The organism is Acinetobacter sp. ANC_7512 (assembly GCF_056779935.1).
In genome coordinates this window covers 150,570-163,829 of sequence record NZ_JBWYIX010000001.1, presented here as the reverse complement: position 1 = coordinate 163,829, position 13,260 = coordinate 150,570, and the positions used below count along the sequence as shown (strand labels likewise).

Genomic DNA, 13,260 nt, shown 5'->3' with positions numbered 1-13,260 from the left:
CTAGAATTTTTAAATTTGTTTAAGTAGCAATAAATGACGTTGTTCATCTAAACGAGGAACGTGAAGCTCAATAATTTCGCAACTCAACTCATCTTTATGGTTTTCAATTTCCTCAGCAGGAATTAAACCTTTCATAGAAGCAATAATACTGTTTTCATGCATAAAAGGACGAGAAGCAGTAATAAAATCTGTCAGTGAGGCGAAAGCACGACTGGTAATTACATCGAATTTACCCAGTTCATTAATACTCTCTTCATTCTCTACTCGAGTTTGAACTGCCACAACATTTTTTAGTTTTAGATCAGCAATAAACTGTTTGAGAAAACGAATTTTTTTTCCATTCGAATCCAGAAGCACACAGCTTCGCTCAGGTTGACATAGCGCGATGATCATCCCCGGCATACCACCACCGGTACCGATATCAAGCAATCGCCCTTGAGGCAAGTCTTTCAAGATGCTGAGGCTATCCAATAAATGCTTAACTAACATTTCTTTAGGATCACGAATCGCAGTCAAGTTGTACGCCTTATTCCACAATACAAGCGCATCTTGATATTTTAATAATAAACTCAACGCCTCATCACTGAGTGATAAACCTAGTTTTTGACTACCTTGTTGTAACTCATGAAAAAAAGGATGCATAAACAGTAAACATCTCAATAAAATTAATCAAAGTATACCGTTTTATGCATCGTGGAACACTATTTAACGCTTAGTGAATACTCAGTTAGTTAAATTGTCCTTCTCGAATTTGCTGATCTAACTGCATCAACCTTTCTGGTGTACCCACATCCACCCACGTTTCAGCCATTTTTTCAGCAGAAATTCTGTGGTTGTGCATAGCATCTTTAAGCAAAGGTGCTAAAGGACGCTTGCCCCATTCTAGACCTTCGAATAAACGAGGATGAATCACCGCAATACCACTATAAGTCAGATTTTCGCCCTCTTTTTCTTGCTCAAAAGTATAAGCACGGCCATCTAATAGTGTGAAATCACCTTGAGGATGTTGTAGCGGATTTGGTACAAGTACCAAGTGTGCCAGATCTTCTTGTAAATCAAGCTCAAGCAACTGAGCAAAATCAAACTGAGTCCACACATCCCCATTAACGAGGATAAATGGTTCTTCACCCAACAAGGGCAAAGCATTGATGATTCCACCAGCTGTTTCCAAACCCTCATCTTCACGCGTCCAGCGAATGTTCACACCAAACTGAGAACCATCGCCTAAAGCACCGATCAATTTGTCTGCCAGCCATGCCGAATTAATAATAATTTCACTAACACCAATCGACTTTAATTTTTCAATATGCCATACAATTAAAGGCTTTCCACCCACTTCCAATAGAGGCTTTGGTTTATAAAGCGTCAAGGGACGCATACGGTTACCCAGACCCGCTGCTAAAATCATGGCTTTCATGTAGCTACTACCTCATAGTGACCATACTTAGCTTCAAATGCATGAAGCACTTTATCTTCAACCCATTGAATAAATGGAGTGAGTTCAGCGTAAGGTTTCGACTCTTCGAGTAAATACCACATGACACGAGGCAGGTCTTTTAAATAGCCCGACTTTCCATCACGTTCAAACAATCGCACAAAAATACCTAAAATCTTCAAATGACGTTGAATCGCCATGAAGTCAGCATCTTGAATAAAACGCTCTAAATCACGATCAATTTTTGAATCATCTGGTAATAATTCATAGAAAGTTTTAAACCATTGTTTTACTCGTGCTGGAGGCCATTGCACGTATGCATCACGTGTAATTGAAATCAAGTCGTAGGTATCCGCACCGATTACCGCATCTTGAAAATCAATTACGCCTTGTTCTTGTTCATCATTCAACAGCATGAGATTACGACTGTGAAAGTCTCGATGAACAATCACTTGTGGTTGAGCTAAAGCCGAATTTGCCAATATCGCAAAAGTGCGCTTAATCAAACCTTGTTCATCAGCATTTAATCGAATATTTAATGATGGAAGCAACCAATCTGTGAATAACTCCATTTCACTGATTAATTTTTCGTAACTATATTCTGGAAACTGATCCACACCACGAATAGACTGTAATTGAATGAGTTGTTTAAAACTCTGTAAATAATGCTGATCTACCGTGTCATTGTTTAAATGGTTCGATAAAAGCTCATCCCCAAAATCTTCAAGAAGCAACAACCCTTGCTCTAAATCCTTTGCAAAAATATGTGGAACACGAACACCATGACGATCAAAGAATTCATCAATCGTCACAAAAGGTACACAATCTTCTTTTTCTGGAGGTGCATCCATTAACATAAATGATTTATTATTCAAGGTGATTCGCGCATAGCGACGGAAACTGGCATCGCCTGCTAAATATTTTATTACGAACTGCTCTGATTGAAGTACAGATTGCACCCACGTATGTATCAATTGTTCACGTTGTGTATTCATTTGCTATAAATTCTAGTACAGGCTGAATATTTAAAGTGCTAAGTGTAGCCACTAATCCGTTTTTTCTCTATGATGCGACAATAATTAATTGCAATTTGCATATTTGGTTAATGATATAAATGAAGCATCAGTTTACTTTCAGCCCTTTGGCGACTGCTATTTTAACCTTATTGTGTGGTAGCACAGTCTCAAGTTATGCCGACTCTAAAGACAGTACAACTGAGGTGGACAATCAAGCACTTCAAACTGCAATTAAAGAAAGCTACCCTGGTCAGCGCTTCTTTGATCAATATTATGTCAATAAAAATTCAGCCGAAGCGCAACAACGTAGCACGTTCTCCCCAAGCTCGAAATTTTGTGCTCAAACTTGGTTGACACCAATCAGCCCTGATACTAAAGCAGTTGATCCTGAGCAAGCAACATCGATCATCACCGCTGATCGTGCATATTACAATCCAAATGGTGATTCAGAATTAGAAGGCAATGTCATCATCGATCAGCAAGGTCGTATGGTTCGTGCGGATAAAATTAAAATTGATAACACTCAAACCCACGCCAAGGCTTCTGGCAATGTACAGTTAGCACAAGCGGGTTTATTGGCTCAAAGTGATCAAATTGACTACAATTTAAAAACCCAAACGGGACGCCTCAATAACAGCTTTTATATTTCAGAAGCGACACATGGGCATGGTCGTGCAGAAAATATTGAGCGCACCTCACCCAATATTTTACTCCTTCAGAATGCAACTTATAGCACGTGTCCACCTGAGCAAAGCCCAACGTGGAAGATTCAAGCCAATTCGATTGAGTTAAATCAAGACACTGGGCGTGGCGTGACCAAAGGCACTAAACTATATATTAAAAACACACCAGTGCTGGCTGTGCCATATTTCAATTTCCCTATTGATGATCGTCGTACCACTGGCTTATTAAACCCAGGTTTTGGTTATACAAACGATGGTGGTTTAGAACTTGAAGCGCCAATTTATCTCAATTTAGCACCCAATTATGATGCAACTATAACCCCACGTTTCATTGGCGGTCGTGGATTGATGGCTGAAGGTGAGTTCAGGTATCTGACTGAACAATATGGTGGTGGCCGTATTTGGGGTGGTTATTTAGCACAAGATCGTAAATATGATGATGAAGATCGTAAAGATTTACACCTCTTGCACAATTGGAAAATCAATGACCAATGGACGACCAACCTAGAATATAACTATGTTTCTGATAAAGACTTCTTTGCAGATCTAGACAGCAATCCGAATACAAGAACAGAGTTAAACCAACGCCGCGCTTGGGATCTTAATTACGCGAATGGAATTCCAGGGTTACGCGCGCAACTCAAAGTTGAAGACTTCCAGACGCTAGACCCTGATGTTGATGATGTTGATCGCCCCTATGCACGACTACCGCAATTGCTCGTCAATTATATCACTGGCAACCCGCAAGGATTGGAATATGAATTTAATAACGATACAGCATATTTCCAAAAAGATATTAATGACTTAAATGCTTCAGACAACTCAAATATGGACACCATTTATCAACCAAGTGGTACACGTCTTTATAATGAGTTTTCTGCTCGATATAACTTCCGCAATCAGTGGTCATTCTTTATACCACAAGCATCAGTTCGCTCTATAAATACTTTCTTTGATCAAAATACGATTGATCGTATCACTGAAGAACAAAGAAAAAACACCAAAGATAATGCAGTTATAGTTCCAGAGTTTACTTTAGATGCTGGTCTTATCTTTGAAAAAGATGGAAAATTCTTACAAACCATCACACCACGTGCATTCTATGCTTATGCACCACACAGAAATCAAAACAGTTCACCGAACTTTGACTCAACCGCAGCGTCCCTGAATTACGATCAACTCTTTAATCCACGTCGCTTTTATGGCCACGACCGCCTAGAAGATAATAACTTCTTATCACTCGGAGTAAGTTACAGCCTCTTTGATACAATCGGATTAGAACGTTTACGTGCCAGCATCGGACAAAGTTACTATTTTGAAGACCGTAAGGTGACTTTGAATAATAGCCAAAATGACCCATTTAATACTGAGCGTCAAACTGGTCCTGTGATCAGCATTGCCAGCCAGCTTTCTCAGAACTTTACTGTGAATGCAAACTCAATGTGGATGTCTAACGGACATAATGCTCAACGTGATCTACAAGTGTATTACACAGGTGATCAAGGTAACCTATACAACTTTGGTTATTTTAATCGTAAGCGACTTGAAGATCGTCAAGACCACTATGACCAAGTTACAGCATCCTTTATACAACCTGTGAAAGGTAATTGGAATTTGATGGGTCATATGCAATATGATCTAGACAACAGTGTTGCACGCGAGTACCTTTTAGGTATTAATTATGAGTCGTGCTGCTGGGGTGTTTCGGTCTATGGTCGCTCTTATTATAATGACTTAGATGATGTTAATGCACCAGACACCAAACAAAAACGTGCTGTAATGGCAGAGTTTACACTTAAAGGACTTGGTGGCTTAAACAGTAAGTTAAGCTCTTTACTGGAAAATCGAATCTTGGGTTTCGATAAAGTTAAACAAAATTGGACGAATTAATGAAGATGCAAAATTTAAAACAACTCTTTAAAGCTTCAGCGTTAGCACTTGTTATTTCTGCATCAGTGTCAAGTTATGCAAACCCATCAGATCAAATCGTTGCTATTGTTGGCAAAAGCGCCATTTTAAAAAGTGACATTGCACAAGGTGTCGCTGAGCTACAACATCAGCTTAAAGCTCAAAAACAGGATGTACCACCACTTCAGGTACTTGAAAATCAAGCTCTGAATAAACTTATCATCCAAAATGCGCAACTTGAACAAGTAAAACGCTATGGCATTCAAGTTGATGAAAAAACTTTAAATGATGCTGTACTTAATGTTGCTCGCCAGTCGAACAGTAATAGCCTAGAAGACTTCCAGCAAAAGCTTGACCGTATGGCTCCAGGCACTTATGAAAACCTACGTGCTAAAGTCGCTGATGATCTTGCTATTCAGCGCTTACGTCAACAACAAGTGATGTCACGCATCAAAATCAGCGACCAAGATGTTGAAAACTTCCTCAAATCACCGGAAGGTCAAGCTGCTGTGGGTACTCAAGCTCACGTGATTCACTTCAGAATTTCTGGTGAAGCCTCTCAACAAGAACTCACTCAAGTCGCGCAACAAGTTCAAGATGCACTTCAAGCTTCGAATGATGTAGATGCGATACAGAAACAATTTTCTACATCTACAATTAAAGTTGAAGGTGCAGATATGGGCTCGCGCTCAATCGCAGATATTCCAGAAGAACTAGCATCGAGTATCGCTTTAGTTTCACCTGGCAATACTACTGATTTAATTCAGGCTCGAGATGGCATTCACTTGTTGAAACTCTTAGAGCGCAAGTCAAATGAGAAAAAGACAATTGTGCCACAATACCAAACTCGCCATATTCTGATTAAGACTTCTGAAGTGGTGAGCCCTGAAAATGCCAAACACACTATTGACAGTATCTATAGCCGTGTAAAGGCAGGTGATGATTTTGCAGTCCTTGCTGCAACTTATTCAAATGATCCGGGTTCTGCACGTGATGGTGGTAGCTTAGGTTGGGTTTCACCAGGTATGATGGTGCCAGAGTTTGATCAAAAAATGCAGACTGCGAAAATTGGCGAAGTCAGTGAACCTTTTGAAACACAGTTTGGTTGGCATATTTTGCAAGTTACTGATGCACGTCAGCAAGACATGACTCAGGAACAGCAAAAACGCATAGCGCGCCAAATTCTTGGTGACCGTCAATTTGATGCAGAGTTAGATGGCTGGTTAAGAGAGCTTCGCGCAAGTACATACGTTGAAATTAAACAACCCAACCAAAACTAATTTTTTCTTAATTGAGAGCCTCCACTATGGGGGCTTTAATTTTAATTTTAGGCTGTTCATATAAAAAAAGGCACCTTCATCAGGTGCCTTTTTGATTACTCAAAAATTAACGATTGTTATCGTCTTCTTGAGCATCATCAAATTTTGTTTCGCCATCAAAGTTTGGTGTAGAAGTGGCACCAAAGCCACCTTGACCACCGAAGCCACCTTGACCACCGAAGCCACCTTGACCGCCAAAACCTTGACCGCCACCGAAGCCACCTTGACCGCCAAAGCCACCTTGACCGCCAAAGCCACCTTGACCACCGAAGCCGCCTTGACCACCGAAGCCACCTTGACCACCGAAGCCACCTTGTTGACCACCGAAGCCGCCTTGAGCACCAGCAGGAGCGCCTGCAGGAGCACCAGCAGGACGTGGATTACGTGCAGGTACAACTGTTGAAATAGCGTGTTTGTAAACCATTTGGCTTACCGTGTTTTTTAATAATACAACGTATTGGTCAAATGATTCGATATGGCCTTGTAATTTAATACCGTTGACTAAAAAGATTGAAACTGGAATACGTTCCTTACGGAGAGAGTTTAAGAACGGATCTTGTAAAGTTTGACCTTTAGACATGTTATACTCCAAAAAATAAAATCAGCGCAAAAAAACTATCTTTATTTTTCAATTAAAATTTATAAAAAAGATAGTGAGTAAATTTTGCTTTATCCATATAAGTTTCGCAAGTCTTCTTGAGCTTGCTTTATCGTCAAAAAAGTTTGAAAACTGTGCGCTTCTTGCAAAGAACGTAACCAAGTGTATTGACGTTTAGCAAGTTGTCGTGTTGCAAACAAACACTTGGCTTCCATATCTTGCTTAGATTTGAGACTTCTATCACTATTTTTAAGAAAATCTAAAGCTTGGCGATATCCAACAGATCTCGCCGATGGCAAATTATCGTTTAAATCGTATTTTTCAATCAGATACTCCACCTCATTTAAAAAACCGATATCCCACATTATTTTTAGGCGCAGTTCAATTCTTTTGTGTAATTCTACACGATCAGGTAATAGCGCATAATTATGAAAATTGTAACGATATGGCTGTTTTTTAGGCTGTTCAGCTTGAAGCTCAGTGATAGGTCGACCTGTCAGACGATAGACCTCTAGCGCGCGTATAATGCGCTGACGATCACTCACTTTAAACTTCTCACCTGCCACAGGATCGACACGTTTTAACTCTTCGTAGACGCTCTCCCAACCCAATGCCATGGCTTCATTTTCAATTTGTTGACGTACCTTTTCATCAGCATTAGGGAGATTCGTTGCCAAGCCTTCCAACAGTGCTTTGTAGTACAACATCGTCCCACCCACCAAAATTGGGGTCTTACCGCGTGAATGTATTTCATCAATCAGCAGCGATGCATCTTCAACGAATTGAGCTGCCGAATAAACCTCGAGCGGTGTAATAATATCAATCAAGTGATGTGGATATCGTTCCTGCTCTTCTTTTGATGGCTTTGCCGAACCGATATCCATGTCCTTATAGATTAACGCAGAATCCACTGAAACAATTTCAAAATTACCGCGCTCATATAGCTCGCATGCCAAAGCAGTTTTCCCACTCGCAGTCGGCCCCATTAAGTTGATGACTGGCATTTGATTTGACATGTACAATTACTCTCCTCGAGCAAATAATTTATCTAATTGACTAAGTGGAAAAGCTCTCCAAGTCGGTCGTCCATGATTACATTGACTTGCAAACTCAGTTTGTTCCATCTGCCTCAACAGTGCATTCATTTCAGAAATACTTAACATTCGATGCGCACGCACTGCGCCATGACATGCCATCCCTGCCAAGATATGGTCTCTTTTTTGTTGTAAAGCACTGGCCTCATCATTGGGATCAAGATCACTCAAAAGTTCTGGGATTAATGCATTAAAATCAGCTTTGTGCAAAATAGCAGGCACACCTCGCACTATCACTTGCTCATCGCCATATTGATCAATTTCTAAACCAAGCCGCGCCAACTGAGGCTTAAGGTCTTCGATACGCGTGGCTTGCATGCGTGTAATTGAAATCACTTTTGGAATAAGCAACTGCTGTGATGTCCAAAATTCAGGTTTATCCCAAGCAGATTTCATTTGCTGCAACAAGATTCGCTCATGCGCAGCATGCATATCCACAATGATCAAACCTTCAGAATTTTGCGCCAGAATATAAATTCCATGAAGTTGTGCAATTGCAATCCCCAAGGGGAACTCATCAACTCTAGACGATGTTGATTCTATCTCAGCATCATGAGGAACTTCAAAATTAGATGACGTTTCTTTCAAAGGTGCCAAATAAGATTTGAGTGCATTACTGATATTAGAATTTGAATAAGGCTGGCTCGGCGCACTATATTGAACTGACTGAGGCTGTTTAACACTAAAATCTGTTAAATAGCCCTCATGACTCGATTCCTGCAACGTCTGGGACATAGGAGGCGATGCTGGAGCATTTTGATGCAGATTAAATTGCTCTTGATAACGTGGTAACTGTACTGATGGTGCGATGACATCTTGATCAAGCTTTAAAGCCTGGGCTAAATCCGCAGTCGCAGTTTGAAATTGCGACAAAGTTTCTTTGGCAAAATGACGTACAAATTCGTGTACTTCACGTTGATTCAAAAATCGAATTTCATGTTTAGTCGGATGCACATTCACATCAATAAATTCAGGATCAACTTCTAAGAACAACAAATAAGCTGCATGTTGATGCCCATGCAAGATGCCATCATAGGCCATTCGCAAAGCATGAGAGATTGTTTTATCTTTTACGATACGACCATTCACGTACACATACTGCAAATCACTTTGTGCTCGAGCATCAGAAGGATGACCTAACCATCCTGATAAGCGCATATTGACACTATCAGCATCGATCCAATACGCATTTTCCGTAAATTGTCGACCTAGAAGCTGCTGTACACGTTGAAATCTGAGTTGACCACTGTCTGCGACAGGCAAATTTAAACGAATAGCACCATTATGTTCCAGCACAATCCGAATATCGAAATGCGTTAAGGCTAAGCGCCGTACGATTTCTTCAATGTGACCAAATTCCGTATTTGGCTTTTTTAAAAACTTTCGTCTTGCTGGCACATTAAAAAATAAATCTTGTACACGTATGTGTGTGCCTTGCTGAGTAGCAACAGCTTGAATCTCTTGATGATCAAAGGCCGTGCCGTTTACTTCGACCTGATAACCAATTCCTGAATCATCACGACTACTGGTCAAGGTCAAGCGCGAAACAGCAGCAATGGAAGCCAAGGCTTCTCCGCGAAAACCTAAGCTCACAATTGCATGTAAATCTTCAGCAGTTTGAATTTTACTGGTCGCATGACGCATGACCGCAAGCGGAAGATCCTCAGGATGAATCCCTTTGCCATTATCGATAATCTCAATCAGCGTACTACCGCCTTGTTCGACTCGAATGATTAATTCAGTCGCACCTGCATCAATGGAGTTTTCTAGAAGTTCCTTCACCACTGATGCAGGACGTTCAATTACCTCTCCCGCAGCAATTTGGTTTGCTAATGCAGGAGATAAGGTTTGAATTCGATTCAAGCTAAGATCATGCGCCATAGAATTATTTAAAACTGTGTCTTTAATTTTGCGAGTAAAGCTTCATCATTTGAAGAAATCGTGACATGACGTACTGATTCATCATCAGATTTCTCAATATTCAAGATAACATCTGCTTCTGGAATTTCGTCGCCACCTTTAGAGGGCCATTCAAACAAGAATAGTGCATCAGCAATATCCAGATAATCACGAATACCCATCAACTCAAGTTCATAAGGATCATTCAAACGATACAAATCAAAATGAAAGACATCCTGCTGATTGATTTTATAGGGTTCAACCAGTGTATAAGTCGGGCTTTTAACCGCACCACGATGACCTAAATTTTGTAGCCAATAACGCGTCAGGGTGGTTTTACCCGCACCCAAATCTCCAATGAGGTATATGACACCCTTTTCAATACACTGCCCTAAACATGCAGCTAATTTTTGAGTATCTGCTTCATCATTTAAGTTGAGTTGAAAAGAATATTGCATCTGGATCACATTAGACATCTGTTGAAGAGGTATAATAGCATGCTCCTGAACAGTGCCTATCTAGACTTGTTCAAAAACTCATTCATCTGATCATTTTTTTATTCTGTTGTCTTGTTATGCCAAAATCAAATTCAGAAAGTGCCCCAAGTTTTACGCCACCGATGATCAATGGTGTAACAGCCAGCAAAGTATTTCTTCCAAATCTACAAATCTCCCCAATTACGATTTATAATTTTCTCATTCAAGCCTTTTCTCATATAGACGCACTGGAGTGGCAACAACGTTTTCAAGATGGTCTTATTTATAATGCAGATGGCAACAAACTTTCCATCAACTCGGCGTATCAACCTAATTCTCATATTTTTTATTATCGTTTTTTAGCAAACGAAATTCATGTTCCGTTTAAGGAAAAAATTTTATACGAAAACGATGAACTGCTCGTGGTGGATAAACCTCATTTTTTAACCATGAGTCCGACAGGTCAATATGTTCAAGAAACCTTATTGGTGAGATTAAAGCAGTTCACTGATAATCCTCATCTCACACCGATTCATCGTTTAGACCGCGAAACAGCAGGTGTTGTTTTATTTTCAAAAAAAGTCGAAAGTCGCGGAGTCTATCAACAACTTTTTGCAGATCGAAAGGTATCCAAAACATATCAAGCCATCGCACCTTACTCAAAAGATTTAGTCTTTCCACAAACAGTAGAATTGCGCATGGAAAAGGGAAATCCATTTTATATAATGAAAGTATGTGAAGGCGTCACCAATTCTGTCACTGAAATTGACCTGATAGAACACAATTCACAGTGGGGACGATATATTTTGAAACCACTGACCGGTAAGCAACATCAACTCCGCGTTCACCTCAATGCGCTCAACATTCCAATCAAAAATGATCCTTTTTATCCGCTAATCGCGCATAAAGCTGAGGATGATTTCAGTGCTCCGTTGCAATTACTTGCTGATGAGCTTCAATTTATTGATCCGATATTAAATATTGGAATGCACTTTAAAAGCACGCAAACACTGACATTGTAGATTCATTGTAATGACAAATTTATATAATTTTCACGTTCAGACATTGAAATTACATTTACTTAGATTAAAATAAGCACTTAAATTTAGAGTCGTTTGGTTTTAATTCATGAGAAAAACAGAAGTTTATCAAGTCCGACTTGACTCACAAGAAAAAAAACAAGCCTTTGCAGTTTTTAAGCAATTGGGGATTACACCAGCGCAAGCAGTGCGTTTATTTTTCAAACAAGTTGTACTGACAAAGTCCATTCCTTTTGCAATCGAAAATCAAACGATCAACATGGATCAATTGTTGAAACTCAAAAAGCTTAAGCAAGAACAACAAGAATCCAATACTACAACTTCGAGTTTAGATGACGACGATTTTTTTGCAGAATTGAATGCACTTTTGGGTGAAAGCGATAAAGATTAATTTTTGACATAAGTTAACTTTGTCGTATTTCTAAACAATTTAATTTACAGCGCCCTGCGCAAATATGTTTAGCTCTTCATCATAACAAGATTAAAAATAATGATCTGAGGAGAGCTCAACAGTGATAGTACGGAAAGCCACAACAGAAGATCTCAATCAACTCGCTGTACTTTTTGATGAATACCGACAGTTTTATGGTGCATCATCCAATATTCAACAATCCTATGATTTTCTAAAACAGCGATTCGAAAACCAACAAAGTGTTATTTTTATTCACATCAAAAATGATGTAATCACTGGGTTCGTGATTCTTTATTTAGGTTTTTCGTCCCATGCTTGTTCAAGCTACTACATTTTAGATGATGTATATGTCACTCCAATTTATAGAAGACAAGGTTCAGCTAAACAACTCATTGACACTGCAATTTTGTTTGCACAATCCGAAAAAGCCAGTCGAATTTCATTAGAAACACAACGAAGTAACTTTCAATCTCACCAACTTTACGAAAAGATGGGCTTCGTCAAAGACAATGAATTCCAAACCTATCATTGCTTTCTATCTTAAGGCATTACATAACATATCGTCTTGAGAATAGAGTCTTTAGCATTGATGATTTAAATTTCAAGGAGTTGAGCATCAGGACTTTGATTTTTGGCAGCGAGTATTTGCTGTTCAGTGAGATAGCAATATTCACCTTCAGCAAGCTGATCTAATTTTAATTGTCCAATTTGCAGTCGATGCAATGATTCAACACGATTTCCCACAGCAGCAACCATACGCTTTACTTGATGATAAACGCCTTGATGCACTGTAAATTGTAGGTGTTGATTGCTTATGAGTTGAATATCTGTTGCTTGAAACAATCCTGTTTCATTGCGAAGCTCTACACCTTGACCCAATTGAATGATTTGCTGCTCAGTGACTGGATCTGCTGTATGCATTTGATAAACTTTAGGAACATGTTTTTTAGGATGAGTCAGCGCTTGCAGAAATTGTCCATCATCTGTAAGTAACAATATACCAGTCGTGTCTTGATCTAAACGTCCGACTGTTTGCACTCCCCTTTGCAACAATATGTCATCGATTAATTCAAACACGCTGAAGTGATGCGTCGCTTGATGCGAGCATTCATAGCCTACAGGTTTATTGAGTGCTATATAAACTTTTTCACGATAACTATATTCATCGTTATACACGTGGAAGCTAAGACCTTGAAGCTTCAGTTTATATTTCGGGTCCGTGATCACAGTACCATCAATGACCACTGCACCAGCTTTAATTAATTGTTGACAATATTTTCGTGATCCAAAGCCTTGAGACTGTAACATTTTTTCCAGAACCATGAATCACTTCCATTACTTACAATATTCGTTGAAATTTAAAGGATGCCATCTGAATGC

General features: G+C 39.5%; 13 protein-coding genes. 5 read left to right on the top strand and 8 right to left on the bottom strand.

Annotated elements, in window-relative coordinates:
• Positions 1 to 9: 9 nt before the first annotated feature.
• From rsmG to AC1M9H_RS00770, 3 genes are all read right to left on the bottom strand, one after another.
• The gene (gene rsmG / locus AC1M9H_RS00780) at positions 10 to 642 is read right to left on the bottom strand and encodes a 16S rRNA (guanine(527)-N(7))-methyltransferase RsmG (protein ID WP_092766213.1); all 633 of its coding nucleotides are present in this window, start codon (positions 640 to 642) and stop codon (positions 10 to 12) included.
• Positions 643 to 727: 85 nt separating this feature from the next.
• Positions 728 to 1,417 (bottom strand): N-acetylmuramate alpha-1-phosphate uridylyltransferase MurU, encoded by a 690-nt coding sequence (gene murU / locus AC1M9H_RS00775; RefSeq protein WP_180027674.1) that lies wholly within the window; start codon positions 1,415 to 1,417, stop codon positions 728 to 730.
• Positions 1,414 to 2,430 carry an aminoglycoside phosphotransferase family protein gene (locus tag AC1M9H_RS00770; RefSeq protein WP_481612522.1) on the bottom strand — a complete coding sequence of 339 codons (1,017 nt, stop codon included), beginning with the start codon at positions 2,428 to 2,430 and terminating at the stop codon, positions 1,414 to 1,416. The genes murU and AC1M9H_RS00770 overlap by 4 nt, the downstream gene beginning before the upstream one ends.
• 119 nt (positions 2,431 to 2,549) lie before the next feature.
• Here AC1M9H_RS00770 and AC1M9H_RS00765 point away from each other — a divergent pair, with 119 nt between their 5' ends.
• Both AC1M9H_RS00765 and AC1M9H_RS00760 read left to right on the top strand, forming a co-directional pair.
• Complete coding sequence (locus AC1M9H_RS00765) at positions 2,550 to 5,024, top strand: LPS-assembly protein LptD (protein ID WP_481612521.1); 2,475 nt, start codon at positions 2,550 to 2,552, stop codon at positions 5,022 to 5,024.
• Positions 5,024 to 6,322, top strand: coding sequence for a peptidylprolyl isomerase (locus tag AC1M9H_RS00760; RefSeq protein WP_179998229.1), 1,299 nt, complete (start codon positions 5,024 to 5,026; stop codon positions 6,320 to 6,322). The genes AC1M9H_RS00765 and AC1M9H_RS00760 overlap by 1 nt, the downstream gene beginning before the upstream one ends.
• 106 nt (positions 6,323 to 6,428) lie before the next feature.
• On the opposite strand, the gene hfq is transcribed toward AC1M9H_RS00760, so the two are convergent.
• From hfq to tsaE, 4 genes are all read right to left on the bottom strand, one after another.
• On the bottom strand, positions 6,429 to 6,941 hold the full coding sequence (gene hfq / locus AC1M9H_RS00755) for an RNA chaperone Hfq (protein WP_035264611.1): 513 nt from the start codon (positions 6,939 to 6,941) through the stop codon (positions 6,429 to 6,431).
• Positions 6,942 to 7,030: 89 nt separating this feature from the next.
• Positions 7,031 to 7,975: a tRNA (adenosine(37)-N6)-dimethylallyltransferase MiaA gene (gene miaA, locus AC1M9H_RS00750; RefSeq protein ID WP_481612520.1), complete on the bottom strand. Its 945-nt coding sequence runs from the start codon at positions 7,973 to 7,975 to the stop codon at positions 7,031 to 7,033.
• A gap of 6 nt (positions 7,976 to 7,981) precedes the next feature.
• Positions 7,982 to 9,934 carry a DNA mismatch repair endonuclease MutL gene (gene mutL / locus AC1M9H_RS00745; RefSeq protein ID WP_481612519.1) on the bottom strand — a complete coding sequence of 651 codons (1,953 nt, stop codon included), beginning with the start codon at positions 9,932 to 9,934 and terminating at the stop codon, positions 7,982 to 7,984.
• Between the two features lie 8 nt (positions 9,935 to 9,942).
• Positions 9,943 to 10,410 (bottom strand): tRNA (adenosine(37)-N6)-threonylcarbamoyltransferase complex ATPase subunit type 1 TsaE, encoded by a 468-nt coding sequence (gene tsaE, locus AC1M9H_RS00740; protein ID WP_481612518.1) that lies wholly within the window; start codon positions 10,408 to 10,410, stop codon positions 9,943 to 9,945.
• A 116-nt stretch (positions 10,411 to 10,526) separates the two neighbouring features.
• Here tsaE and AC1M9H_RS00735 point away from each other — a divergent pair, with 116 nt between their 5' ends.
• The 3 genes from AC1M9H_RS00735 to AC1M9H_RS00725 all read left to right on the top strand — a co-directional run bounded on the left by AC1M9H_RS00735 (position 10,527) and on the right by AC1M9H_RS00725 (position 12,424).
• The gene (locus AC1M9H_RS00735; protein WP_481612517.1) at positions 10,527 to 11,450 is read left to right on the top strand and encodes a pseudouridine synthase; all 924 of its coding nucleotides are present in this window, start codon (positions 10,527 to 10,529) and stop codon (positions 11,448 to 11,450) included.
• A gap of 106 nt (positions 11,451 to 11,556) precedes the next feature.
• Positions 11,557 to 11,859 (top strand): type II toxin-antitoxin system RelB/DinJ family antitoxin, encoded by a 303-nt coding sequence (locus AC1M9H_RS00730; RefSeq protein WP_180027665.1) that lies wholly within the window; start codon positions 11,557 to 11,559, stop codon positions 11,857 to 11,859.
• A 121-nt stretch (positions 11,860 to 11,980) separates the two neighbouring features.
• On the top strand, positions 11,981 to 12,424 hold the full coding sequence (locus AC1M9H_RS00725) for a GNAT family N-acetyltransferase (protein ID WP_035264628.1): 444 nt from the start codon (positions 11,981 to 11,983) through the stop codon (positions 12,422 to 12,424).
• Positions 12,425 to 12,474: 50 nt separating this feature from the next.
• Here the strand turns inward: AC1M9H_RS00725 and AC1M9H_RS00720 are convergent, their stop codons facing one another.
• The gene (locus AC1M9H_RS00720) at positions 12,475 to 13,203 is read right to left on the bottom strand and encodes a pseudouridine synthase (RefSeq protein ID WP_481612516.1); all 729 of its coding nucleotides are present in this window, start codon (positions 13,201 to 13,203) and stop codon (positions 12,475 to 12,477) included.
• Positions 13,204 to 13,260: the final 57 nt, after the last annotated feature.

What these genes read in the sequence shown, in the direction of transcription:
- rsmG (WP_092766213.1), bottom strand. Translation starts at nt 642, where the DNA reads ATGCATCCTTTTTTTCATGAGTTACAACAAGGTAGTCAAAAACTAGGT.
- murU (WP_180027674.1), bottom strand. Translation starts at nt 1,417, where the DNA reads ATGAAAGCCATGATTTTAGCAGCGGGTCTGGGTAACCGTATGCGTCCC.
- AC1M9H_RS00770 (WP_481612522.1), bottom strand. Translation starts at nt 2,430, where the DNA reads ATGAATACACAACGTGAACAATTGATACATACGTGGGTGCAATCTGTA.
- AC1M9H_RS00765 (WP_481612521.1), top strand. Translation starts at nt 2,550, where the DNA reads ATGAAGCATCAGTTTACTTTCAGCCCTTTGGCGACTGCTATTTTAACC.
- AC1M9H_RS00760 (WP_179998229.1), top strand. Translation starts at nt 5,024, where the DNA reads ATGAAGATGCAAAATTTAAAACAACTCTTTAAAGCTTCAGCGTTAGCA.
- hfq (WP_035264611.1), bottom strand. Translation starts at nt 6,941, where the DNA reads ATGTCTAAAGGTCAAACTTTACAAGATCCGTTCTTAAACTCTCTCCGT.
- miaA (WP_481612520.1), bottom strand. Translation starts at nt 7,975, where the DNA reads ATGTCAAATCAAATGCCAGTCATCAACTTAATGGGGCCGACTGCGAGT.
- mutL (WP_481612519.1), bottom strand. Translation starts at nt 9,934, where the DNA reads ATGGCGCATGATCTTAGCTTGAATCGAATTCAAACCTTATCTCCTGCA.
- tsaE (WP_481612518.1), bottom strand. Translation starts at nt 10,410, where the DNA reads ATGCAATATTCTTTTCAACTCAACTTAAATGATGAAGCAGATACTCAA.
- AC1M9H_RS00735 (WP_481612517.1), top strand. Translation starts at nt 10,527, where the DNA reads ATGCCAAAATCAAATTCAGAAAGTGCCCCAAGTTTTACGCCACCGATG.
- AC1M9H_RS00730 (WP_180027665.1), top strand. Translation starts at nt 11,557, where the DNA reads ATGAGAAAAACAGAAGTTTATCAAGTCCGACTTGACTCACAAGAAAAA.
- AC1M9H_RS00720 (WP_481612516.1), bottom strand. Translation starts at nt 13,203, where the DNA reads ATGGTTCTGGAAAAAATGTTACAGTCTCAAGGCTTTGGATCACGAAAA.